Below are 24,067 nucleotides of genomic sequence, written 5' to 3'. Positions count from 1 at the left end.
GGGTCCATCGCAGAGTCACAAACTCAAATCTTATTTTCACGCCCGTGCATCACGCCAGGAATGAGTCCTGCGTTGACGACCCAATCGCGCGTGAAGCTGCTGCAGCTGTTGAACGCGCTCAACTGGCAGCGGCTGCGTGTGAGAATTCTGAGGCGCCGCGGCACTACAATAAAACACGGACAGATCCCGCCGTGACAAACGGGCGCACAAAAAAAAGGAGTCGCACATGGTGTGTGACTCCTTCGTTGATTTGGGTCGGTCTACTGAAATCGAGTTATTCCGTTTCGGCGACGACGGCAGAGACTTCTTCTTCGCCTTCGGCAGATTCCGTCACGATTTCTTCCTGGCTTGCGGCAGCTTCTTTGTCTTTGCAACATCCTTTTTCGCAGTTGCCGTGGCACTCCTTATCGCTGACCGAAGTCAACATGGCGTCGTCGCCTTTTGAGCAGCATGAGCTTTTCGCCTCGCTGCACGCTGCTGAATCTTCGCCTTCGACGCTTGTCAGCATGGCTTCATCGCCAGCGGTGCAAAAAGCACAACAGGCGCCTGATTCGGATTCTGCTGAGGTTAGCAGTGGCTCACCAGTCGAGGGGCAAACCAGGCAGCTCTTGCCATCTGATGCTGAATACGAATAGCCAACGTACGAGGTAGCCGCAACCGCGACTAAAATAAATAGTGCCTTCATGTCATGTTTCTCCGTTAAGAATCGCGGACAGGCCGCTGGGTGATGTTTGGTTTGGGTAGTGAATCGTTAGATTCCAGTTGGCGAAATGCGCGAGTGTCCTCGCTGCCCTCTGGCAGTCGGACGGCCAGATTATATCCCGTCTTACACTTTTAATGCGTGAAATAACGGTGTTCGTTCAAGTTTTTGTTCCAGTTTAAAAGAGGGGTCGCTTGCGCAGAGAAGCAAGGAGCCATCCAGTTTCTGGAGCGAGGACCAGCTCAAGCTGCTCGTAAGTAGGTGCATATCCCCGGCGTTCTGGCGGTCTCCCCCGGCGCTCTCGCTCCGAAATTTGACATTCCGTGCCGAACGTACCTTCCGCTGCATGCGTGTTTGACGTGGTGCCACCGGCAGGCGAATTCGCCCTGGCATCACGGCAGCAGATTCAGGTCGATCGAATGCACATCGATCACGTCGCGGCCCGGTTTTTTCAATGCCTTCAAACGTAACGCGCACTGCCCTTTTGATAACTGCAAATGCCCCAGAGTCAGCGGCTTAAAATCTTTCACAAAGTAGTGTGACCGCGGCACGCGTTCCTTTGATTTATCATACAACGGCGGATCAAACGCTTCGGTCACGAACGCCGTCGCTGGATCTCCCTGAGTCGAGCCGTTAGTCCCTTGAGCTTCCATTGCCAGTTGGAGCTCGGCTCCCTGATCACCGTTAGCACACGTGTAGTATACGACCACTTCGTATTTGCCCGCCCTTCCAACATCCACATCCCATGTGATGGAATCGTCTGTGCTGGTCCAGTTTTCGAAGAACGAGTTGTTCGGTGCTTTGGCACTGCGCTGAATCGTGCCGTGAGCAACTCCGTCACGCGCGGGGAGGGTTGTGGATGGGCCGTAGCCTACATGGAACGGGCGGTTAGCGTACGCAGTGGCGAGTGCCTGCATTTCCTGTTGGAATTGCTTTGTTTGCAAGGATAATTCGGTTGCGAGTTCCGGATGCTCATGGGCGATGTCGGTCTGCTGACCCGGATCAGCGGCGATGTCGAATAGATGCCCGTCATTGTCGAAGCGGTACTGCTGAGTTCTAAGGCTGACCTTGTTCCGCCAGATAGAAAACAACGGACGCTCTGGCAACTCCGTTGTCGCGCCGCGCAACAATGGAGCGAAACTGCGTCCGTCTAACGGTTTGGCCGACGTGCATTCGATGTTCGCCAGTTCCGTCAGCGTTGGCAGCAAGTCAATCGCTCCGGCCACCTGCGAAGTCTTCAATCCCTTCGGTACGCTTCCAGGCCAGCGTAGAAAGAATGGCGACCTCAATCCGCCTTCGTCGACGGAACCCTTGCGGCCTTTCATGCCGCCGTTCCAACGCCACGAATTCGGTCCGTTGTCCGAAAAGTAGACAACAATTGTGTCGTTGCGAAGCTGCAGCTCATCGAGCGTTTGCAGCACTCGCCCCACGTTCCAGTCGATGTTCTCGCACAGCGCCAGTGCGGCCCGAGTCATCGCCACGTCTTCTTTTTCTGAATCGCGATGCTTCATCGTTGGGTCGAAGTCGGTGAACTTTTCGTACCACCGATCCGGCACCATCATTGGCGAATGAGGCGTATTGAAGGGCAGGTAGCAGAAGAACGGCTGCTCGCGATTGGCTTTGATGAATTCGATCGCGTGGTCGGTGAAGTCGTCGACAACAAAGCCATTCCCGCGGACTCGCTGACCGTTGTTGTCCAGCGGAGGACTGAAGTAGTGGCCCCAGTGCCCGGACGTGAACCCGTAGAATTCGTCGAAGCCACGGTAGTTCGGGTGCAGGGGCGGCTGAGTCCCATTATGCCACTTGCCGAACGCTGCGGTCGCGTAACCCGCCGCCTTAAAGTGATCGGCAATGGTGACTTCATCCGCGTTTAAACGTTCGTCGCCCGTGCTGACACCGCTGACTCCTGTGCGAGGATGGTACCGCCCTGTCAGAAATTCGGCTCGCGTTGGGGCACACACCGCACATACGTAGAAGTGTTCTATTGTCGCGCCGTCGTGAGCCAGTGAATCGATGTGCGGAGTCGCCAGGTTGGTGTTGCCCGAGACACTCAGATCGCCCCAGCCCTGATCGTCTGCCAGAAAGATGACGACGTTGGGATAGTCATCGGCTGTCGACTCGTTCAACCGGCTGAACGCGATAATGATCAGGCACAGAGTCGTTCTCAATTTGATCATGTGAATCTTCTTTGAACAGGAGCTTAGCGGGTTCATCCGCTGGTTGGGACGCGACGACCAACCATAGTCGGGTTCGCCAGAATTCCCACGGAACGTGTGTACAGACCGGGATTCCTTGCGAAATCCATTACGTCCCAATGAGATACACCGAAGCGCACGTCGTTTGGTTTGTGCAATCGGATTTTATGGTCTGCGATGTTACCATCTTTTGCGGCGTCCACGAATCCTGTAAGTCCTGTGTCGGATAACTCCCCACGTCAAACAACCGCAGCCGGTTCGTTGGCGGGGCGATTCCGTGCCGGGGAAATAAATGGTGTGAACGCGCGACTTCCATTGTGGTGGGCTGGCTGTTTTGACGCCTCATCCAATCTTCAAATATGCAAAACCGGAACATCGAAACCTTACGTCTTTTCCAACACAACAAATGTCATTTGACCCCAATGATCCGCGCATTGACGAAGGACTCAGGCTGTTTAACCAGCAGGAATTCTTCGCGTGTCACGATGTCTTCGAAGACCTATGGTCCGAATTGATCGGCCCGGAAAAAACATTTTTTCAGGGCCTTATTCATGCGGCCGTGTGCCTGTTCCATTTTGAAGGCACCAATCTATCGGGAGCACGGAAGATGTATTCCAGCTTCCGAATATACGTCAGCGATTTTGCACCGGACTTCTGCGGCATTGCCGTGCAGCAACTGCTGGACGACATGGCATATTGCTTTGAAGAATTGGCAGCCGTCAAAAGTGGATATCCTCACGGACTCACCTTAAAGCCGGAACGCATCCCCAAAATCGTTCGAAAGCCGATCCCGGACAATTGCTGAAGCTCCGGAACGCGATCACTGGCGCGATTGTGCAGTCGCATGGCGTACGCTGACTACCGCACTGGCTTGAAAATAACACACCAACGTATCTGCGGCATCCTGCCGCAGCACGGCGACAGGATGTCACCGATACGGGTATTCTGTTTTCTCGCTGGTGCCTACCTACCTCGCAAGGCTCGCCGGATGACGTTCTGAAAGTTCGAAACGGGAACTAAGAACGTCTGAGCCCGTCGGCCTGTGGGCTATAGCGTCACTGGTTTGGATTATAACTCGTCGACGCTGACCAGTCCGTCGGTGAACAGAATGAACTCAACATCGGTCAGGCGATTGACAACCGTACTGCCATTTAGTCCGGGGCCTTCGATCTCGACCAGCAGTGAATCCGGATCACGCCGAATTGTGAAGTCGGCTCGCCCACCTTCGTAAATGACGAGGGTGTCGATTCCGGAACCGCCGTCGATTTCGTTCAGTGAGCCAACCGGAGCATAGATGAAGTCATCTCCAGCGCCCGCTTCGACGCGGCCACCGGGGTCGGGCAGGGCAAGCCAGTCGTCGCCGTCAGTTCCCACCGTTGTTGGCACATCTGGATCATTTGGATCATCTGAGTCGCTCAGAAAGATCAGCCCGTCGTTGAACAGAATGCGTTCGACGTTCGTGAGTTCGTTGCGAACGGTGGTGCCATTCAGGCCGGGGCCTTCCACGATAACAGTGCCATCGGATTCATAAGTCACGGTGTAGTCTGTGCTGTCACCTTCGTAAATGACCAGCACGTCATCACCGCCTCCGCCATCGATGATGTTGTTTCCGATCGGGGCGAAGATCTCGTCGTCGCCGTCACCGTAAAGGATTGGGTTTCCGGTCGAACCACTGAGTTGAAGATTGCCGATTTCAGAATTTTGAATATCCAGAGTCCTGTTGCCAGTACCGCTGTTGATAATTAGATCGTTGAGTACATCGACGCCATCAAAAGAGAAACTGTCGGTTCCCTCACCACTGATAAACGTCGCGTCTTGTATGGTGCCATCGCCGGTGACTTCCACTGTTGTGTTACCTTCGCCGTTGTCGGCGAAGAACGTTCCGAGGAGGTCACGTTCACGATAATTCAAGTCGAACGTATCATCACCCTGTCCGTTGTAGATCCGAAATTCGTTGAATCGCAATGGGAAGAGACGTTCCGTCAGATTAAACGAGGTTAAGCTGCCACCGTCACCGTTGTGGACTGTCACCACTCCGGGCTGACCTTCCGGATCGCTGTTATAGGAGCCCGCACCGTCCAGCCGCAATTCGTCGAAGCCCAGACCGTTCTGAATCGTTAATCCATCTGGAAAGAATGCTGCCGTCAGCCAGGTGTCTGTGTCTCCCTCACCGCTAATGAAGTAGCTGTGTTCGCTGGCTGCGAAATCGCCGAGGAAGATGGTGGAATCGCCTTTATTGACATTCGTAAACAAACCACCTCTGACAGACGAGAAGATGGATCTCAGCTCAAAGTCTCCGTCGCCAGCGTTAACGTAAAAGTCGCCAAAAATTAGTCCGCCCAGACGAACGAAGTCGGAGCCGGTCCCCATGTTGTCAATCGTGACCGAACCATGAATCTGTGCGCTTGGGCCGCCGTTAAATCCTAGGGTGATCGAACTGCCGCCGCTGGTACTTATAATGTTGACATCGCCGTCCACCGTCGTACTGGAAAGGACTACAGTCTGATCACCGCCCCCATCGCTGATATACAGATTTCCACCGATGTCAAAATTGTTGGACCGAAAATCATTGTTGCCTTCCATGTCGTAAACGTAAACGTTGTTGAGGGTTTCCAGAGAATTCAGCGTGATGGAATCGTCGCCTCCCTGTCCGTTGATGAACAATTCTGCGGTCAACGCTACAAGCTCAAGTCCGTTGACAGTCAGATTGTCATCCCCGGCCCCCAGATCAATTACGAGTTGATCGGTCGGTAATCGAAAGACGATCGTTTCGAACGTACCGTTGGTACTTCGGAGCTGCACGAGATCGTCAAGTGCGTTTCCGTTGTCTTCCAGAACAGCATCATTATCCTCGCCGTCCAGAACGATGTATTCTGCATAAGCAGCAGGTGGTGGTGCGTCGTCACTGTCACCTTCGCCAGTTACTTCCGATGAAGCGACGAGGTCAGTGTTCTGTGCCGATGCGGCCAGCTCAGCAATGTCGATGAACTGCATGTTTGTCCCATTCCCGTCTGCAGCCGACAGTTCTTCACCGAATAAGCCGCCGAAAACAGCATGCTCTGTCATTTCGCCTGTCAGGTTTTCGGACGCCATTAGATCGACTGGCTCAGCATCCACATCCATCGCGGAAGCAGACATGAGAATCAACTGTTCAAGTGTTTCAATCTTGTTGAGTTGGTGACGTTTTGGCAATTTTGACATGTTTTGTGAGTCCACTGTCGACGAAAGGGCCGCACACGTTTGACTCGCCGTTACGCTTCAGCGAGTGAGGTACTACGCAGGGACTGACAAACTACCTGGTAACAAGCCAGGTCGTTACCCAGAACAGGCACCATGGACACCTCCGGCAAAGAACTGGCATTGTTGAATCCGATGATGCCGAGATGTTGCAAAAAGGCCACATTCCGTCATAGCTCCATCCGTCGTAGCGGGAGACGCAGAATCTCTCGAACATTTTTACCGCGATTTCGCTAGCATCCAACGGGCCCTCCACATTGAAAGGTCGCTGTCTATTTTGACGTGAGGATTGGTTTGTCGTGGGATTGCAGAAGCCGGTACGACCCGGGTCTCACGGATTCTGGCCGAATCGCTGGCTGGCGCACTACTGGACCAGTTTCACAACCGATTGGGCTGGTGGCGGATACGGAGCCAGTCACTTTCGTGCAGTACCGACCTTGTTGTCGGCCTGCTCGACTACAGACTGAGCGATGGCTGCGACTCTACCCTGCACCTCCACCCTGCCACGAACACCGTCCTCAGCGGCTGAGGGTTTCCACTCGGTTTTCAGAAAAATCCCCTGACAGCCGGGGGACTCCTTCACCCTTGAATCGAATTCGCCCGCGACATCGCCGTGTAACCGTTGTAACCGTCATGGTTTGACAGGGACGCGGTCGATGTTGCGAGGGAGTCTTTCCGTCTGGACGCGAGGCACGACTCTCTCGCCAACGTCGGGAAATGAACTTCAAAAGCGATCGACATCAAGGCGAAGTTGCACAGATGGCTGACGAAAACGAAACAACAGAGGCCGATACCGAAGCCAAGCCTGCGAAGGGTGGCGTGCTGCCGTGGATTCTGGTGACGCTGCTGTGCGGTGGTGGTGGAGTTGCGATTCCGTTTTTCCTGCCGACCAAGGCAGACGACCCGCTTGATGAAATTGTAGAGCCCACGCCATACGAACTGCCACCGCCGGAAGAGACCGCATTTGTGCCGTTCGGCGACGCTGTTGTTGGCAATCTGAACGAAACCGCACTCACTCGCTATTTGCGAGTTGGTGTTTCACTGCAGGTCGCCAAGGACAAGGAATTGGAAATCACCAAGAAGATTGAGGAAAAGAGGACTCTGCTGAAGAACTGGTTGTTAAATCAGATTTCGGACAAGAGCCTTGACGAGATCCGCGGAGCATCAGGACAAAACAAGTTGCGGCGCGAGATCCGTGACCAATTCAACTCGGTCCTGTTTCCCGATGGCTACGACCGCATTTACGACGTGTTGTTTGATGAATACGCAGTGCAATAATGACAGACACGGAAGTCAAAGCAGCCAGCGTCTTTGCCGAACCTCGTCGCTTGACGAGTGGGGCGAATCGTGCGCTGACCGCGTGGCAAACCACGGTGTGTTCGATGCTGCAGGAAAGCTGGCAGGCTTTGTTGGGCAGCGACCTGACGCTGCGGTTGGTCAAAAGCGATTCGACCACCGCCATCAAAGCCGTCAACAATCTGGCTGATCCCGGCTACGCGGCCAGGCTTCGGATCGGCCCGTCTTCCTTTCCCAGTGTCTTTGCGTTTTCGTCGCGGATGGTGCAGGTACTGGTCAATGACATGCTGGGCACGCCTTCGGAAGAATGGCCTGAGGTCCGCGAACTCTCCCCCGTCGAAACGTCCATGGCGGAATTGTTGTTCGGTGAGATCACTCGTTCCATCAGTCAGGCATGGCCGGAAGTGGAGCCTCTGGAATGCGAACTGGAGAGCATCATTTCCCGTCCGATGCGCAGTCGAGTGTATGGGCCGGACGAGCCACTGGTGAGGACCCGAATCGCGCTGCAGACGGCGATGGGACAGGAAGAAGCTGTCTGGCTGCTGCCTCAGGCCGGGCTGGCTGAGATTGGAATTGCAGAGACACACGAAGACGAATCTCCACCCGCACCGGCTCCTCAGCTAAGAACGCTGGCTGAGCAACTTCCGGTGCAACTTGTTGTGGAACTTGGCAGCACCAGCATGCGTCTTTCCGAGTTAAACAGGCTGAAGACCGGCGACTACCTGCCGTTGGATCAAGCCGTGTTTCAGCCGCTTGAAGTTTCCATCGACGGACGCCTGCAGTGGCTCGGGCATCCCTGTCGGCTGGGCGTGCGGCAGGGTTTTCAGATCATCGCATCGAAGAAGGACTAACTCGTGAGCGAACCTGGCGATGACATCAACGATCAAAGCGCGTCTGACGCGGCAAGTGCAACGGTTCCGGAAACGGCTGCCGACATGAGCGCGCCGGCGGGCGGTGCGCCGGAAGTGCATCCGGCCGAATTTCCCGAAGCTGCTCGGCGAACGTCCGGCACACGTTCATCTTTGGAGCGGTTCGCCGATGTCCGCGTGGATATCTCAGTGGAAATTGGCCGCGTGACGATGAACATTGGTGAAATGCTGCAACTGGGCGAAGGATCAGTTGTCGAATTGGAACGCGAATTGACCGAACCCGTGGCAGTGATGGCTCAGGGAGTTCGCATTGCCAGTGGTGAAGTCGTTGTGATTAACGATCGCTTTGCTGTGCGGATCACGGAAGTCGCCGACACGTCAGACGGCGCGACGATGGGAGGAGCCGCGTGATGCACGGCTTTCGCATCATTGGCCGCGTGCTCGCGCTACTGCTGGTCGCAGCGTCGCCATGCTACGGTCAGCAAAGTACACCAACCGCGAACTCTGCTGCGCCTGTTCAATCGCAACATGCACCTTCGAGCGTGTCGAAGTTGAATCCCGACTTTCGGCAGCGGCTGCAGAGGTTGTCACTAAACGACAGCGGAGCCCCAGCGTCCACCCTTCCCGCCGCAGGCCTGGGAGGGGTTGAACGAGCGGAGCGAGGTTCGGGGGAGGGCCGACCTCGCGTTCCAAGTGGGACGTCAGCAGCCAGCTACCATGCAAATCCCCCTTCCGGACTTCGTTCCGCTGGTCCGACCTCCCCCTCAGCTTCGCTGGGGAGAGGTGGCCAATTGCGCGGTCAGGTGGTACCGGCCAGCTTTCAGCAGGAACAACCACAAGCCAGCGTGACGGCCGAAGTTCAATCACCCGCAAAACCTGGCGTCACCGAAACAAACTCGCAGCCTGCCTTCCTGGATCTCGACAGTCCCGAAACCACTCAAACTTCTGCCGACGCTGCTCAGCCTTCCGACATGGACATGATCGCGCGGCTGGCGACATGGACAGTCATCATCCTGTGTTTATGTGTTCTTACCGCATTGGGCGTGCGTCGGTGGCAGCGAAAAAACGGCATGCTGCCGGAGACTCAAGGGCATTCGCGAGTCCTCGAAACCGTTTCGCTCGGGCCCAACCGCAGTGTGAGCCTTGTGCAGTTGCGAGACATTCAGGCGGTTGTTGGATGCGATGCGTCCGGTATTCAGAGCATCGTGCTGGCTCCTGCGTCGTTTGACGAAGTGATGGGCGAAGCGGACCACGGCCAGCCAGTGCCACAACTGGACCACCACTCAGCCAAATTTGAAATTTGAAAACTCTGATCTGTAGCCTGAAATCTCAGAATGGATTCTGCGTCAACAATTCAACAGGTGATGGACACTCCTGGCTTTCAGGAGTTGTCACCGCAGCTAAAAGTGGCGCTGTTCCTTGGCGGGATGGCGTTCATTTCGTCTGCGCTGGTCACGATGACGGCGTTCACGCGAATCGTGATCGTACTGTCGTTTGTGCGCCGGGCCCTCGCCACGCAGGAGATTCCGCCGACTCAGGTTGTGCTGGGATTGTCACTATTCTTGACGTTCTTCGTGATGGCTCCGACGCTCACCCAAATCGAAAACACGGCCGTTCGTCCGTATCTGGATGAGGAGATTACGGGCGACATCGCTTTCGAAAACGCGGCTTCAGCGCTGCAGGGTTTCATGCTGGCTCAAACTCGAAAAGCAGACATCGCTCTGTTCGCAAATATGGCGGACGTGCGTTCGATTGCGACTGCATCTGATACGCCCATGCGAGTTCTCGTGCCGGCCTACGTCGTCAGTGAATTAAAGACGGCCTTCATCATGGGCTTCTGTTTGTATATCCCGTTCATGCTGGTCGACCTTGTCGTTTCTGTGATCCTGATGTCGCTCGGCATGATGATGATGCCGCCAATGATTATTTCGACCCCGTTCAAAATTCTGCTGTTCGTCATGGTCGACGGCTGGCAGCTGATTGCGAGGGTGTTGAGTACGAGTTTCCACTGACGGGGTAGACGGCAGCCAGCGAAGGGCAGAAGGATTTACGGATTCGTTCTCGCCTAGCTGTTTGTGCCTTCGCCCTTCCAGTTTCAATTCTGTCACCCTTCTGACTGCGTCCGTTCCCCGCTATGGCTAACCAGCTTCCAATCAAAAACCCCAACGGTCACTGGCTGCAGCAGAGTGAAACTCTGTTGTCGTTCGGGATGTTAATGGGTTTGATGGTGATGCTGGTGCCGCTGCCGTCATGGCTGCTGGACGTTCTGTTGGCGGGGAATTTGGGCGTGACAACCCTTCTGCTGCTGGTGACACTCAGCGCCAAGCGAGCACTCGAACTCTCCGTCTTCCCGTCGCTGCTGCTGCTGTTGACGTTGTATCGCTTGTCGTTGAACGTCGCGACTACTCGGCTGATTTTGCTGGACGGTAACGCGGGCCACATTGTTACGGCGTTCGGAAATTATGTTGTCGGCGGTCAGCTTGTGGTCGGGCTGGTGATCTTTTTGATCCTGGTCACGATCCAGTTTATGGTGATCACAAAAGGTGCTACGCGAGTCTCCGAAGTGGCTGCTCGGTTTACGTTGGACGCATTGCCCGGCAAGCAGATGGCCATCGACGCAGAACTGACCGCCGGTCAGATCAAAGCGCCGGAAGCCAGACGACGCCGCGACGAACTGGCTTCCGAAACCGAATTCTACGGAGCCATGGACGGTGCCAGTAAGTTTGTGCGCGGCGACGCTATTGCCGGTTTGATTATCACTGCCGTCAACCTGATCGGCGGCATGATCATTGGAATGACGAACGGGTTGTCCTTTGTCGAATCGATCCACACCTATTCGATTCTGACGGTCGGCGACGGATTGGTCTCACAGATTCCGGCGTTGATCATCGCGACGACTTCCGGCGTTCTGGTCACCAAAACATCATCTGACGATAGCCTCGGCGATGAAATCCGCGGGCAGATGTTCCGCAGTGACCGACCGATCATGATCGGTTCCGGCATCCTTGCCGTCGTCGCGCTGATGCCCGGATTGCCGAAACTTCCTTTCCTCGGAATCGCAGGCGGTCTGCTGCTGTTTTTGGGACAGGGTGAAAAAGACATCGAAGCGAAGAAAAAGAAAGCCGAACTGCCAAAAGAAGAGGAAGAAGCAGACGGCGAGCTGAATGACACGCGCAACTTAGACGAATTCCTGTTGTCCGATCGAGCCATCGTGGAAGTCGGTGCGCGGTTGGTTCCGTATATCACAAGCAACCGAGTCAAAGGGCTGTCGGAACGCATTACCGCGCTGCGGCGAGAATTCAGTCGCAGCAATGGAAGCTGGATCCCACCGATTCAGGTGCAGAGTAACCTGAGTCTTGAGGCCGACGAATACCGCATCATGATTGCAGGCCGCAAAGTGGCGAGTGCCGAAATGCGGATGGAACAGCTGCTTGCAATCTATCCCGACGGCAAGGATCTGTCGATCTCCGGCGAGCCGGCCATTGAACCGGCGTTTGGCTTGGGAGCCGTCTGGATTGCTCCGGAAACTTCTCGCAGCGCAGAACTTCAGGGTTGCACGGTTGTCGATCCATTAAGTGTGCTGATCACTCATCTTGGCGAAATTCTAAAACGCCACGCTCACGAACTGCTGACTCGCGAAGCTTTAAAGCAGATGCTGGAACGCGTCAGGGAATTCGCGCCGACGATTGTTGACGAAATCAATCCAGAAACGATTCGCATGGGCACGCTGCACCAGGTGTTGGTGCAGTTGGCCGCCGATCGTATTCCGTTGTCCGACATGGCGTTGGTGCTCGAATCGATTGTCAACCACGCTCATTCCGCCGAGAACGCCGACGTGCTGACGGACAAAGTGCGAATCGACCTTGGCCGATTAGTTTGCGAACCGTATCGCACAGATTCGGGCACGCTGCGAATTCTGGCGTTGGAACCTCAATTAGACGGGCATCTGCGCCAGTGTGTTCACGAAGGCATTTTGGCGATCGGCCCCGGTCCGTTGTCTCGGCTGATCGAAGCAGTTAAGGCGGCTGCCTCGGAAGCCGACCGTCTGCACCAGCCGTTGGCGATCCTGGTTGACCAGCGGCTACGGCGACCGTTGAAGAAAATTCTGGCACGCTCCACGCCGGACCTGGCAATCGTGGCGTATCAGGAACTGCCGATCGACATGAACGTCGAAACGGTTCGCGTGCTTCCGTACGCAGAAATTATGGGTGACGAAGCGGTCGCCTCGAACGCTCGCAACAACGCTCAGACGGCAGCGGGCGATAGTGCGGAGGCCGCATGATGTCAGACGGCAATCCTTTTGACCCGGATTCCCTTCTGCCCAAAGCGATCGGATTCTTTGTGGGGTTTATGACACTTGGCATCGGCATTCTTCGCAGTGTGCAGCCGTTTGAGCTAACAGTGCGAGTCGTAATCGTCGCCGCAGTTTCATGGTTCGCCGTGAAGTCGCTGCGAAAGTTGTTGTATTGGATGTCGGAACAGGCATTAAACGTTGAAGATCAGGAAGCAGGGAATGTCGGAAGCTAGTCGAAGCAAAATCCTGTCAGGCGGCGACGTGCGAATCAGCGCGGCGCCGGTGCGTGTTGGAGCGAACTCCGCCTTCGGCAGGAACGCTGGAACGCCGCATCATCACGGTGACGCCGATGGAACGCCCAAAGTGCAGGAAGTCCGGGACGCATCCGGCAACGTGACCGAGATTCATGTGCAGTGTGGCTGCGGCCAGACAACAGTGATCGCATGTGAATATGCGTGAGCGAAGAAAGGATCAATCAATAATGACTGAGACATCTTTTGCAAAGAAGAATTCGCTACGCGCCGCAGTCGCGGTGCTCATTTCCTGCTGCCTGTCCGGCTGCGCGTCGATGGATCGAACGGCACGTAATGACGGTGAGGATTGCCGCTGCGCTAACTGCCAGAATCAGGTGCAGTCCATTGATATGGGGCCGGCCATCGATATGACGGGGCAGTCTCAGCCGATGATGTCTCCTCCCATGTGTGAGCTGACATCGGCAGAGCAGTTCCTGCCCGTGACAACCTTTCCATCTTCCGACGACGTGTTTTCTCCGGAACGCAGCCAATACATGCCGCCCGCGCCGGATTCCTGTGAAGCTCAGCTAAAGGCGGCCAAAGCAGAATTTGACCGTCGCCTTTTGGCGCTGGAAACTCAGGTTGATCAGGAAAAACACGACAGGAAATCGGTGGATCGTCACCTTGTCGCGATGAACCGCGAAGTGAACCGGTTGTCGCAGGAAATCGATCACTGGCGCAGTGAGGTCCGTCGCATCGACCGGACGACGGAAGAACAACATCGCAGCGACATGGCATCGCTGCAGATGATTTCCGAAATGGTCGACCAGATTGTGGCGGAACGCGAAGCGAGCGGGCAACGGGGGACGAGTCCCGGTTCGTCGACGCGGTAGCGAGTGGAAACAGCGCGACAGCTTGTTCGCCTGCAGAATTCGAGTGGTGGGTTTCCGCCCGGTGGGCCAAGCGCAACTTCATAATTCGCAATTTCTTGTTGCCACCTGTCTTTTTGGCAAGGAGCCGCCCGTAGCCTCCGCCTGCAGCATACCGACATGCTCGCCCCCTCCCGGACGTTGCTTCGCTCCGTCCGACCTCCCCCGACGCTACGCTGGGGGAGGTGTATGCGGACAGACAAACGCGGGAAATAGATGCCGCGCGTGGTGTGACTATTGGCACCAAGTTCAAGTCGCTAGAAGCAAGGTTACTGGCTGTTGACGGCTGCTTCGGTGACGGCAAATGAAATCGATTCGAAGGCCAGCACCTGGCACAAATCGTAGATGCCGATGAACTGCTGGTTACTCGCGTCGTCGTCCACGAACAGAATGATCTGCGAACGAGGATCAATTTCGGCCAGACGTTTCAGGCGGCTGGTGAGTTCCGCGGCATCGGCAATCGGCTGTTCGTTTAGCTGAATCTGGGGGCGTCCGGTGGCGGCGTCATTGGCCAGGCGGATCCGGACCTCCTGAGCCTGAAATTCAGTCGGATCCGGCGGCGGCAATTGCACGTCGGTTTCGGTCGCTCCGGCGGACAATGCGGCAGGCAGCAGTGATTCGGGTTTTTGACCGATCGATGCGCAGACGAAAAAGACCAGCAGCAGAAACACGACGTCGATCATCGGCGTCATACTGTCGTTGTCTAACGTGGTGCGTCGTTGATGGTGGCCTGGGATTCGCATGTCACTGTACATCCACCGCAAACTTTACGCTGCGGATGTCTTGAGACGCGGCGAATTCGATCAGCTTGCGAGTCTGGCCGTAGCGCCCTTCGCGGTGCAGACGCAAACGGAGCTCAGGTTCGATGTTGGCCGCCACGGCTGCAGCGTGCAGGTCTTTGATTCGCTGTTGAACGGACGCCTCATCGGCCGGTTCGCCGGCGATAAACAGAGATCCGTCTTTGTTGATGGTGACCGTCAACCGGTGCAGCGCCTGCTGGTCGTCTGCTTCGCCCGCAGTTGCTGTCGGCAATGCGACTGCTTCGGCCTGTTCGCTGCGGACAAAGTGGCTGGCCACCAGAAAGAAGATAATCAGCAGAAATACCACGTCGATTAACGGCGTAATGTTAAACCGCAACGGCGTCCGCTGACTTAAGTGAGTTGGTAGTCTCATGATTTCCCTCAGCGGGAAAGTGTATCTCATCGTGGTCTTTTGGACGAGGCGGGATTAGGATTCGATGCGAATAAGAACGTCGCGGGTTTAGAAACAGGAACGAAATTCATGGCCAACAAAAGGGTGCTACTTCTCGCAGGGGATTATGTTGAGGACTATGAAATCATGGTCCCATTTCAAACTCTGCTGACAGTCAACGTGGACGTGGACACCGTGTGCCCGGACAAATCTTCCGGCGACCAAATTCGCACCGCGATTCACGATTTCGAAGGCGATCAGACATACAGCGAAAAGCCGGGGCACAACTTCACGCTGAATGCGGACTTCGCAAAGATTGACGTTGCCAGCTATGACGGCCTGCTGATCCCCGGCGGGCGTGCTCCGGAATATCTGCGGCTGAATTCCGGCGTTTTAGACATCGTCAAGGCGTTCGATTCAGCGAGCAAACCCATCGCCGCCATCTGCCATGGCCTTCAGATTTTGGCGGCGGCTGGAATTCTGAAGGGGCGGACCTGCACGGCGTATCCGGCTTGCGGCCCGGAAGTGATGCTGGCGGGAGGCACCTATAAACAGATGGCTCCGACGGAAGCTCTGGTCGACGGCAACCTCGTGACTGCTCCTGCCTGGCCCGCTCACCCCGCCTTCTGCCGCGAATTTCTGAAACTGCTGGGGGTACTATGACCGCTAAGAGATGCCTTGTTTTGGCCGCTGTGTTTGGCTTTTTGGCCGTCCTGCTGGGAGCGTTTGGTGCTCACGGCCTTGCCGATTCCAAATTCCTGACGGACAAATATCATCAGATGCCGCCCAAGGCGGTCGCTGGTTTCGAAGTGCCGGCACCGTACAAATATTTGCAGGATTACCACACAGCCGTTCGCTATCACATGTGGCACGCATTGGCGTTGCTGGGCGTTGGCTTGCTGCTGCAACGCGGACCGTCGAAGTTGCTAAGCGCGGCCGCGTGGAGCTTCACGGCCGGCATCCTGCTGTTTTCCGGAGCACTTTACGTGCTGGTCATTGGCGGCCGGCACACGGCCGGTCTGGACTGGGCCATGGTGGCTCCGTTTGGTGGAACTCTGCTGCTGATCGGTTGGGCTACGCTGGCGGTGGCGCTGTGTCGTATGCCGGCGGACGGTCATCTGAAATCTACGGTTTGAAATTCAACAACGGAAATTATTTCCACATGCTTATCTTTGACGCTCATCTGGACCTTGCCTGGAACGCTTTGGAATGGAACCGTGACCTGCTGCAGCCGGTGTCAGCTCTTCGCGAATTCGAACGCCAGTTTGATTGCTGCGCGACGGGCGACGCCACGACCACTTTGCCCGCGTTGCGCGATGGCAACATTGGGTTGGTGATCGCGACGCTGCTGCCTCGCTTTAACCGCAAGCAAGCGCCGCTAACGTTTTACCAATCGCGTTTGGCCGCTTTTGCTGCGATGCAGGGGCAATTGGCGTGGTATCGAACGATGGTGGAAGCCGGGCAAATGGCGGAGCTGTCGAATGTTGCCGAACTGGATCAACACGTCGCGCTGTGGCAGCAGGGTGACACTTCGACGGCACCAATCGGCTTCATTTTAAGTATGGAAGGCAGCTGGGCTGTGCCAGATCCTTCTTACATTGAACGCTGGTACAATATGGGGCTGCGGATTTTGGGACCGGCTCACTACGGCCCGGACGACTACGGCCACGGGACCGGCAGCAAAGGCGGGCTGAAAGAGAAGGGCCCGGAACTGTTGCGAGAAATGGATCGTGTCGGCATGCTGCTGGATGTGACTCATCTGTCTGACGATTGTTTCTGGCAGTCGCTGGACATCTATACCGGTCCGGTTCTTGCCAGCCATCACAATTGCCGAGCTCTCGTGCCGGGCGACCGACAACTGGATGATGAACAGATTCAGGCGCTGCTGAAACGTGATTCGGTGATTGGCCTGGCACTGGATTCGTGGATGATCGGGCCGGGTTGGGTGCGTGGCAAAACGGATCCGAAGACAGTCGGGTTAGCTGACGCCGTCAATCACATTGATCATATTTGCCAGTTGGCCGGCAACACTCAGCACTGCGGGATCGGCTCAGATCTGGACGGCGGCTTCGGCAAAGAACAATGCCCTCACGACCTGGAAACGATTGCTGATCTGCAGAAGATCGGCGAGTTACTAAGTGCCCGCAACTATTCTGATGCGGACATCGCGGGCATCATGCACGGCAACTGGGTTCGGTTTTTCCAGCGAGCGTTGAAGTAGTCGTTGGAGTAGTCGTTGGAGTCACGTGACGCGATAAGCGAGACGTCTTCAGCAGAATAGTGCCATCGAATGACCATGATATCGCGCGGAAAGCGACAGGAGAGTCCGTGTGACGACTGAAGCAACTGAGCCGACGGCTGACGCTTCACGGACGTCGGGAAGTGCGTCGAAGCTTATTAAAGTGGTCGTCCTCGCTGCGCTGGTGAGTGTGATCGGGGTTGCGTATTTCAATTACGGAGACGATCTGTCTCTGGCAGGGCTGGCCGAAAAAGAGGCGGCGTTACAATCCTGGCAGCAAGATAATCCCGTGCTGGCGTACGGAGCGGCCTGGTTGGTGTATGTCGTGGTGACGGGGCTGTCGTTGCCAGGAGCGGTCCCGCTGACTTTGGTCTTCGGCTGGTTTTTCGGATTCTGGAAGGCCTTGCTGATTGTCAGCTTCGGATCGACCGCGGGAGCTACCGTCGCATTTTTGCTAAGCCGGTATCTGCTGCAGGAAACCGTCCAGTCGAAATTTTCTGAGCGACTGGAATCGGTCAACAAGGCATTTCGCAGGGAAGGTGCCTACTATCTGTTTTCGCTGCGTCTGATTCCGGCGGTACCGTTTTTCGTCATTAACGTTGTGATGGGGCTGACACCGATTTCGGTGACCACGTTCTGGTGGGTGAGCCAATGCGGAATGCTGCCGGGCACCTGTGTGTTTGTGTACGCGGGGACTCAAGTGCCCGATTTACAGACTCTGGCCGATCAGGGCTGGCAAAGTATTCTGTCGTGGCCGCTGGTCGCCGCGTTTGTTTTGCTGGGGCTTTTTCCAATCGTTGTCAAAAAGCTGATGGCAAAGTTCGGGCGAACTCCCGAAGCATTGCAGAACAAAGAAGAACCCGGCCGGGATACGTGACGAGTTGCCATGTCTAAAACCGGTGAACAACCGTCGACATTATTGATCTCAACAGCCGCCAAACCGATTCGTCACGCATCGTCGACCGGGCCTTCACAGCGTAAGAGTACCATTGCCAACAAGTTTGTCTAAGAATTCATGATACGGCGGAACCATTGGCAATTTTCCGTCGCCGCGAATATCCTTCCGGCTCCCACCTTTCCTTACTTCTGCAACAGCAACCTTTCCGATGCGAAAAAGTAAAACTCTGGCACGTCTGCGAAACGGCGAAACCGTGCGAATGTGCTGCCTTGGCCACTATATCCCGGGTTTCGTCAAGCACGCGGCTCATTTCGGTTTCGACTGCATCTGGCTGGATCTTGAACATCGCAACATCGCTGATCGCGACATCGAAACTCTGCTGGTTCATTCGCACCTGCACGATATCGATATCATGGTGCGACCTCCCACGTTGGAAAAAACGCGGCTGTATCGGTACCTCGAAGACGGGGCGACCGGGCTAATGATTCCACACGTCAACGACGCGGCAAAGGCAAAAATGCTGGTCGACAGCATTAAGTATCCGCCGATGGGCGATCGAGGTCTTGACGGAGCTGGACTGGATGCAGACTACCTTGTCGACGGGATGCCGGGCGTTGACGATTATTTAAGCAAAGTCAACGACGAAACATTTCTGGTCGTGCAGGTCGAAACACCAACAGCCATTCAGGCAGTGTCGGAAATTGCGGCGGTACCAGGCGTTGACGGCATTTTCGTCGGGCCAGGCGATCTGGGTCTAAGGCTCAAACATTTCGATGGCGACATGACGCTGGATTCTGCCTTCGCCGACACGGCCGCTGCCTGCAAACAGCATGGCAAAGCGTGGGGCAGTCCGGTCGGCACACCGGAGATCCTTGCAGAACGACAGGCTCAAGGCGCCCAGTTGCTGGCTCACGGCGGCGATTTCGGAGCGATGATGAAACTGCTGCAGGAATGTGCAGCCAATTTCGACAACAACCCTCGCTGAAGAAATTTGGACCGGCCATCGGTGAGCGGCACGGTGCTTTCAAACACAGCTTCTGTCTGCGAATCACTCTAATCTGACGGAGCCATTCTAAATGGACCTTTCTGGCAAAACGGCACTGGTCACCGGAGCAGGGCGCGGCATCGGAAAAGGGTGCGCCCTGGAAATCGCGAAGGCTGGAGCCGACGTGGTAATCAACGACCGCCCCGGCAGCCCCGATTTGGAATCGACGGCTCAAGAAATTCGTGCCCTTGGGCGACAATGCACGGTCATCGCGGCCGACGTGTTTTCGCGAGAAGGCTGCGTTCAGCTTGTGGAACAAGCGGTGCGGCAGACGTCCGGTATAGACCTTCTGGTCAGCAATCCGGCGTTCAGTCGCCGGCAGGCGTTTCTCGATTGCCCACCGGAACTATTCGAAAAGACGCTTAACGGAACTCTGGCCAGCGGCTTTCACATCAGCCAGCTTGTGGCAAACCATTTTGTGGATCGGGGCACTCGCGGCAAGATCGTTTTCATTTCCAGCGTGCAGGCCGAAATGCCATTCGCGCTGTGTTTTGCTTACGGAGCCGCAAAGGCGGGGCTGAACCATATGGCGGCGTCGATTGCGGTTGAATTGTCGCCTCATCGCATCAATGTCAACGTGATTGAACCCGGCTGGATCGACACGCCTGGTGAACATGAAACGTTTTCCGAGGATACGATTGCCGAGGCGGCTCGGGCACTACCGTGGCGGCGGTTGGGCCGGCCAGACGATATCGGCAAAGCGGCCGCCTTTTTGTGTTCAGACGCGGCCGACTACATCACCGGAACCGTTTTGCCGGTGGACGGCTTGTTTCGCTACAAAGACTGCACGCTGGATCATGCTGAACCGCTGAAGGCGAACGACGCACAGGACTGATCGCGATACGAAAATGCCTTCAACCGCTAAGAAGCCAAGGTCCAAAATGAGGCGACTAGTTCGCGGCGGCTTTATTGCATACACACTGGTGGTGATCGTGCTGGCCTTCTTTCAACGATATCTGATGTACCATCCTCGCACCGAAAGTGCGATGCCGGTGGCTCAGGTGCACGACGTGATGAAGATGTATCCGGCGGCCACAGACGTGCGGCTGGAATGCGCCGATGGAAAGCGAATCGGCGGCTGGCTGCTGCAAAAAGATGGAGCGAAGAACGACCGTCCTAATCGACCGCTGGTAATCTTCTTCCACGGCAACGCGGGGCACCGAGGCTATCGCATTGACTGGTACAGAATTTTGGCGAACGCCAACGTCGACGTGTTGGCGATTGACTACCACGGCTTCGGCGATTCTGAAGGTAAGATAAGTGAGCAAGCTTTGGAATTAGACGCCGACGCGGCATGGAAGTTTGCCGCTGAAGAACTGAGCTACGCGCCGGGTGACCTATTGGTGATGGGCACGTCGCTGGGTGGTGCCGCGGCCGTTTACCTGACGTCAAAACAGTGCCAGGCAAAGAATGATCCGGCGGGGCTAATTGCCGTCGCCACGTTTTCGTCAATGGTGGACGTCGCGGGAAGTCACTATCCGTGGTTGCCGGTTGGTGCCGTGCTACTTGACCGTTATCCGTCCGACGACCGAATCAAACACGTCACCTGCCCGGTGCTGCTGCTGCATGGCGATCAGGATACGGTTGTTCAGCAGAAATTCGGCCAGCGGTTATTTGATGCGACGCCTGAAAAATCGAAGTCCGGACGCGCCAAACGGTGGGTCAACCTGCCGGGCGTCGGTCATAACAACATCGTGCATCTGGCCGCGAAAACGATCACGGAAGAAATTTCACGGCTAATCGAAGATGCGCGGCGCGGGTGAAAGTGGCGTGCCCCTTTTCGTTTCTTGCTACTCTGCGGTTGGTCGAGGCGGATTCCCCCAGTGGCCGGCGGCATCGGTACCTCGCACAACCAGACCCTTCGCGTTCCAGCCCATGGCGGCTCGTACTTCTGCCGCTGCATAGCGCAAGGTTAAACCACAGCGGCGGCGGTTTGAGTGGTTCGCGTCGGATCCGTGCAGCAGCAGGTCGTTATGAATCGACGCCTGCCCTGCTTTCAGGTCGTCAATGACGACCGGTCCATACTGTTCGGGATTCTCTACCACCTGGTCCAGCACGCTGTGATCGCCCGGATCGCTTTTGTGGTAGGTGAGGTGTCCCGAATGCTGGCTGCCCGCAATGAACTTCATGCATCCGTTTTCCACATCGGCATCGTCAATCGCCAACCAGACAGTCACTGCCTTTGATGGCGACAACGGCCAGTAGCTGGCATCCTGATGCCAGGCCACATCTTTGCCGTCGCCTGGCATCTTGCAGAAGAAATGAGATCCCCAGGCGATGACGTCGTCACCGAGCAGATCGGCAACGCAATCGACGATCACTTTGTTGGTCAGCATGTCGTACACGCGACCGTATTTCATGTGAGCCGTGCTGATGGAATAGCTGTTGCCGCCAGCGGCCAGAGTTTTTTCGAGCAGGCCGTCGAAGTAGTCACGAATCTCTGCGATCTCTGCAGTGGAATAAATGTCGATCGGTTTGATGTAGCCGTCATCGTTATAGCTGCGAATCTGTTCCTCATTCAGCACGGCCGGGGACGATGTGGCGGCCGGGTGAAATTTCAAGTCGCGAGGAATATCGGCCAGTTCGTTGTCGTCGGGTGTGATCTTAAAGTCCGGGGATGCCGACATGGTGAAGCCTTGGTTGACGGTTAAGTTCTTGCCTTCGCTCGGATTTGACAGTCCGTCAAACCGCAGAACACGGCGCGTAGCCGAAATTGTAGAACACGTCCGATCTGCATACCAGAACGCCGGTGATGGCATGCGAAGGTAAAGCAAAGGCGCAGAAAACCGCCAATTCTTTCGGTCCACAGACGAACAGAAGCACGGATTTGCTGAGTATCGGCTTCTGGCGAATTTCCGTTAGTGTGTGAATGGTGGGTTGTGCGTCGTTCACAGAGCCGTCGGAAACTGTCAGAATGAACTCACGCAGGCGGACCGGGTAGCAATTCCGTTCCCCACGGCTGGCATTCGCTGGTGCTCACCAAAGCCGTTTCCAGTCGCCGACGCGACACAGCAAGGCTGTGTTCCCCATCTGGTTCTGAAAGACAACACTCATGAAGCCAACACTGTTCCTCACTGCTACGGCCGCGTTTCTGCTGAATTTCGCAGCATTGTCGGCCGACGAAACTGCCACAAAGGATGCGCCCGAAAAGGACAAGCCTGCGGCCGCGAAGAAGACGGGTAAAGCTGTCATCCCCGTCTTTCGGCTCACGGGGATCTCCGAAAAGCCGGTGGCCGAAGACATGCCGTTTTCGTTTGGTGGAAGCACGCCGGAATCATTGCACAGCTTGCTGACCCGGCTGGAAAAAGTAGCCAGCGACGACAAAGTTCCCGCCATGGTCCTGGAACTCAGCAACGCTGGTTTGGGCCGGGCTCAATTGGAAGAAGTTGTCCGAGCGATCAAGAAGATCGAAGCGGCTGATAAAAAAGTTCATGTCCACACAGACATCTTCACGACCGGCCAACTGGCTCTACTTGGCAACGCCAGTGAATTAAGCATGGTGCCGACGGGCTACATGTTCATCACAGGCATGTACGGCGAACAGATTTTTCTGCGAGGCATGCTGGACAAAATTGGTGTCGTGCCGGACTACTTCACCTGCGGCGATTACAAGAGTGCGGGCGAAATGTTCATGCGGACGTCGCCCAGTGAGAACGCGGCTGCGATGTCTAAGTGGTTATACGATGGCCTTTACGACAACATGGTTGAAACCATCGCTGAAGGGCGTGGCGTGTCAGTGAAGACGGCGACCGAATGGATCGACGAAGGCGTGTTCACGGCAGAACGAGCGGTCAAGAAAGGCATCATTGACGTCGTCGAGCACCATCAGGGGTTCGAGGATCGTTTAAAGAAACTGTACGGCGATGATCTGAAGTTTGATCGTCGTTACGGCAAGAAATCCGGCAGCCAGATTGACCTGTCGTCGCCATTTGGCGTCATGAATTTTTACGCAGAACTGCTGGCTCCATCCACACCTCGCAAAAGCACCAAACCGGGCGTGGGGATTGTGTATCTGGAAGGAGCCATCATGCCGGGCAGCAGCGGTGGCAATCCATTTCTGGCCGACTCAGCCGCATTTGCAGACACCATCCGCAAAGCGTTGGACGAAGCGGCCGAAGATGACGCGATCAAGGCCGTCGTGTTTCGAATCAATTCTCCGGGCGGATCAGCTGTCGCGAGTGAAGTGATTTTGAATGCCACCAAACGAGTGGCCGCGAAGAAGCCGTTTGTGGTTTCGATGGGCGATGTGGCAGCCAGTGGCGGCTACTACGTGGCCTGCGGCACAGACACAATTTTGGCAGAAGAATCCACGATCACTGGTTCGATTGGAGTTGTCGTTGGCAAGTTTGCCACCACTGCCATGTGGGACAAACTTGGGATCAGCTTCACACCGATCGAACGTGGAAAGAACGCGGGCATGTTGAGTTCCGCTGCCGTGTTTTCTGATTCCGAACGGGCGGCCATGAGAAGCTATATGGATGAGGTTTACGAAGTCTTCAAGGGGCACGTCACGGGAGCTCGCGGTGATCGCTTGAAGAAGCCCATCGACGATCTGGCTGGCGGCCGAGTCTACACCGGTCAACAGGCGCTGGAATTGGGCCTCGTCGATCGCATCGGCGGATTGCATGACGCGGTCGTCCTGGCCGCTGAAAAGGCAGATCTGAAGCCTGGTTACGACACGCGGATCGTCCCACGCCCCAAAAACTTCATGGAAATGCTGATGAGCGACCTTGCGGGGCCAAAGGACGACGGCAAGCATTTGAGTTTGGGGCAAACGGAAGCAACTGTGCCGCCCGTCCTGCAAGTGGCGCTGCCGCTGCTGCAGAATATCGATCCGTCGCGAGTGACGGCGATCAAGCAAGCGTTGCTACAGCTTACGATTCTGCAACACGAAAAAGCGTCACTGACGATGCCAATTTTGTCGCTCGGAAAGTAGTGGCA

Annotated in this window: 24 protein-coding genes; 18 read left to right on the top strand and 6 right to left on the bottom strand. The window is 55.8% G+C overall.

Annotated elements, in window-relative coordinates:
* Positions 1 to 274: 274 nt before the first annotated feature.
* Both Fuma_RS17410 and Fuma_RS17400 read right to left on the bottom strand, forming a co-directional pair.
* Positions 275 to 685, bottom strand: a complete 411-nt coding sequence (locus tag Fuma_RS17410; protein WP_077025245.1) for a hypothetical protein — start codon at positions 683 to 685, stop codon at positions 275 to 277.
* A 407-nt stretch (positions 686 to 1,092) separates the two neighbouring features.
* The gene (locus Fuma_RS17400) at positions 1,093 to 2,877 is read right to left on the bottom strand and encodes an arylsulfatase (RefSeq protein WP_099091811.1); all 1,785 of its coding nucleotides are present in this window, start codon (positions 2,875 to 2,877) and stop codon (positions 1,093 to 1,095) included.
* 424 nt (positions 2,878 to 3,301) lie between these two features.
* Here Fuma_RS17400 and Fuma_RS17395 point away from each other — a divergent pair, with 424 nt between their 5' ends.
* Positions 3,302 to 3,700, top strand: coding sequence for a DUF309 domain-containing protein (locus tag Fuma_RS17395; RefSeq protein ID WP_077025243.1), 399 nt, complete (start codon positions 3,302 to 3,304; stop codon positions 3,698 to 3,700).
* Between the two features lie 263 nt (positions 3,701 to 3,963).
* Here the strand turns inward: Fuma_RS17395 and Fuma_RS17390 are convergent, their stop codons facing one another.
* Complete coding sequence (locus tag Fuma_RS17390) at positions 3,964 to 6,033, bottom strand: hypothetical protein (protein ID WP_145944232.1); 2,070 nt, start codon at positions 6,031 to 6,033, stop codon at positions 3,964 to 3,966.
* Between the two features lie 858 nt (positions 6,034 to 6,891).
* Here Fuma_RS17390 and Fuma_RS17385 point away from each other — a divergent pair.
* The 9 genes from Fuma_RS17385 to Fuma_RS17345 all read left to right on the top strand — a co-directional run bounded on the left by Fuma_RS17385 (position 6,892) and on the right by Fuma_RS17345 (position 13,717).
* The gene (locus tag Fuma_RS17385) at positions 6,892 to 7,410 is read left to right on the top strand and encodes a flagellar basal body-associated FliL family protein (protein ID WP_158521044.1); all 519 of its coding nucleotides are present in this window, start codon (positions 6,892 to 6,894) and stop codon (positions 7,408 to 7,410) included.
* Complete coding sequence (locus tag Fuma_RS17380; protein WP_077025240.1) at positions 7,410 to 8,279, top strand: FliM/FliN family flagellar motor switch protein; 870 nt, start codon at positions 7,410 to 7,412, stop codon at positions 8,277 to 8,279. The genes Fuma_RS17385 and Fuma_RS17380 overlap by 1 nt, the downstream gene beginning before the upstream one ends.
* A 3-nt stretch (positions 8,280 to 8,282) precedes the next feature.
* Positions 8,283 to 8,708, top strand: a complete 426-nt coding sequence (gene fliN, locus Fuma_RS17375) for a flagellar motor switch protein FliN (protein WP_077025239.1) — start codon at positions 8,283 to 8,285, stop codon at positions 8,706 to 8,708.
* On the top strand, positions 8,708 to 9,601 hold the full coding sequence (locus Fuma_RS34275; protein ID WP_083732128.1) for a flagellar biosynthetic protein FliO: 894 nt from the start codon (positions 8,708 to 8,710) through the stop codon (positions 9,599 to 9,601). The genes fliN and Fuma_RS34275 overlap by 1 nt, the downstream gene beginning before the upstream one ends.
* A gap of 30 nt (positions 9,602 to 9,631) precedes the next feature.
* Positions 9,632 to 10,309, top strand: coding sequence for a flagellar type III secretion system pore protein FliP (gene fliP / locus Fuma_RS17365; protein WP_083732127.1), 678 nt, complete (start codon positions 9,632 to 9,634; stop codon positions 10,307 to 10,309).
* A 122-nt stretch (positions 10,310 to 10,431) separates the two neighbouring features.
* On the top strand, positions 10,432 to 12,579 hold the full coding sequence (locus tag Fuma_RS17360; RefSeq protein WP_077025237.1) for a flagellar biosynthesis protein FlhA: 2,148 nt from the start codon (positions 10,432 to 10,434) through the stop codon (positions 12,577 to 12,579).
* The gene (locus Fuma_RS17355; protein WP_145944231.1) at positions 12,576 to 12,824 is read left to right on the top strand and encodes a hypothetical protein; all 249 of its coding nucleotides are present in this window, start codon (positions 12,576 to 12,578) and stop codon (positions 12,822 to 12,824) included. Before Fuma_RS17360 ends, Fuma_RS17355 begins: the two co-directional genes overlap by 4 nt.
* Positions 12,811 to 13,050, top strand: coding sequence for a hypothetical protein (locus Fuma_RS17350; protein ID WP_077025235.1), 240 nt, complete (start codon positions 12,811 to 12,813; stop codon positions 13,048 to 13,050). Before Fuma_RS17355 ends, Fuma_RS17350 begins: the two co-directional genes overlap by 14 nt.
* Before the next feature lie 22 nt (positions 13,051 to 13,072).
* Positions 13,073 to 13,717, top strand: a complete 645-nt coding sequence (locus tag Fuma_RS17345; RefSeq protein ID WP_077025234.1) for a hypothetical protein — start codon at positions 13,073 to 13,075, stop codon at positions 13,715 to 13,717.
* Between the two features lie 305 nt (positions 13,718 to 14,022).
* Here Fuma_RS17345 and Fuma_RS17340 read toward each other — a convergent pair whose 3' ends face one another.
* Together Fuma_RS17340 and Fuma_RS17335 are read right to left on the bottom strand one after the other, a co-directional pair.
* Positions 14,023 to 14,496 (bottom strand): ExbD/TolR family protein, encoded by a 474-nt coding sequence (locus Fuma_RS17340; RefSeq protein WP_077025233.1) that lies wholly within the window; start codon positions 14,494 to 14,496, stop codon positions 14,023 to 14,025.
* A 1-nt stretch (position 14,497) separates the two neighbouring features.
* Positions 14,498 to 14,926, bottom strand: coding sequence for an ExbD/TolR family protein (locus Fuma_RS17335; RefSeq protein ID WP_077025232.1), 429 nt, complete (start codon positions 14,924 to 14,926; stop codon positions 14,498 to 14,500).
* A 108-nt stretch (positions 14,927 to 15,034) separates the two neighbouring features.
* Here Fuma_RS17335 and Fuma_RS17330 point away from each other — a divergent pair, with 108 nt between their 5' ends.
* From Fuma_RS17330 to Fuma_RS17300, 7 genes are all read left to right on the top strand, one after another.
* Entirely contained in the window at positions 15,035 to 15,607 is a 573-nt protein-coding gene (locus Fuma_RS17330; protein ID WP_077025231.1) for a DJ-1/PfpI family protein, read from the top strand.
* Complete coding sequence (locus tag Fuma_RS17325; RefSeq protein ID WP_077025230.1) at positions 15,604 to 16,080, top strand: DUF423 domain-containing protein; 477 nt, start codon at positions 15,604 to 15,606, stop codon at positions 16,078 to 16,080. The genes Fuma_RS17330 and Fuma_RS17325 overlap by 4 nt, the downstream gene beginning before the upstream one ends.
* Before the next feature lie 26 nt (positions 16,081 to 16,106).
* Positions 16,107 to 17,165, top strand: coding sequence for a dipeptidase (locus Fuma_RS17320; protein WP_077028373.1), 1,059 nt, complete (start codon positions 16,107 to 16,109; stop codon positions 17,163 to 17,165).
* Positions 17,166 to 17,274: 109 nt separating this feature from the next.
* A complete protein-coding gene (locus Fuma_RS17315; RefSeq protein WP_077025229.1) occupies positions 17,275 to 18,060 on the top strand; it encodes a TVP38/TMEM64 family protein in 786 nt (261 codons plus the stop codon).
* A 229-nt stretch (positions 18,061 to 18,289) separates the two neighbouring features.
* The gene (locus Fuma_RS17310) at positions 18,290 to 19,066 is read left to right on the top strand and encodes an HpcH/HpaI aldolase family protein (RefSeq protein WP_077025228.1); all 777 of its coding nucleotides are present in this window, start codon (positions 18,290 to 18,292) and stop codon (positions 19,064 to 19,066) included.
* Between the two features lie 91 nt (positions 19,067 to 19,157).
* Entirely contained in the window at positions 19,158 to 19,961 is an 804-nt protein-coding gene (locus tag Fuma_RS17305; protein WP_077025227.1) for an SDR family NAD(P)-dependent oxidoreductase, read from the top strand.
* A 46-nt stretch (positions 19,962 to 20,007) separates the two neighbouring features.
* Positions 20,008 to 20,889 carry an alpha/beta hydrolase gene (locus Fuma_RS17300; RefSeq protein WP_077025226.1) on the top strand — a complete coding sequence of 294 codons (882 nt, stop codon included), beginning with the start codon at positions 20,008 to 20,010 and terminating at the stop codon, positions 20,887 to 20,889.
* Positions 20,890 to 20,916: 27 nt separating this feature from the next.
* Here the strand turns inward: Fuma_RS17300 and Fuma_RS17295 are convergent, their stop codons facing one another.
* Positions 20,917 to 21,753, bottom strand: coding sequence for a phytanoyl-CoA dioxygenase family protein (locus Fuma_RS17295; protein ID WP_077028372.1), 837 nt, complete (start codon positions 21,751 to 21,753; stop codon positions 20,917 to 20,919).
* A 425-nt stretch (positions 21,754 to 22,178) separates the two neighbouring features.
* On the opposite strand from Fuma_RS17295, the gene sppA reads away from it, so the two are divergent.
* The gene (sppA, locus tag Fuma_RS17290) at positions 22,179 to 24,062 is read left to right on the top strand and encodes a signal peptide peptidase SppA (protein WP_077025225.1); all 1,884 of its coding nucleotides are present in this window, start codon (positions 22,179 to 22,181) and stop codon (positions 24,060 to 24,062) included.
* Positions 24,063 to 24,067 lie beyond the last annotated feature (5 nt).

Source organism: Fuerstiella marisgermanici (assembly GCF_001983935.1).
Classification (GTDB): Bacteria; Planctomycetota; Planctomycetia; order Planctomycetales; family Planctomycetaceae; genus Fuerstiella; species Fuerstiella marisgermanici.
The sequence above is the reverse complement of the archived record's forward strand: the minus strand, read 5'-3'. Positions and strand labels throughout refer to the sequence as shown.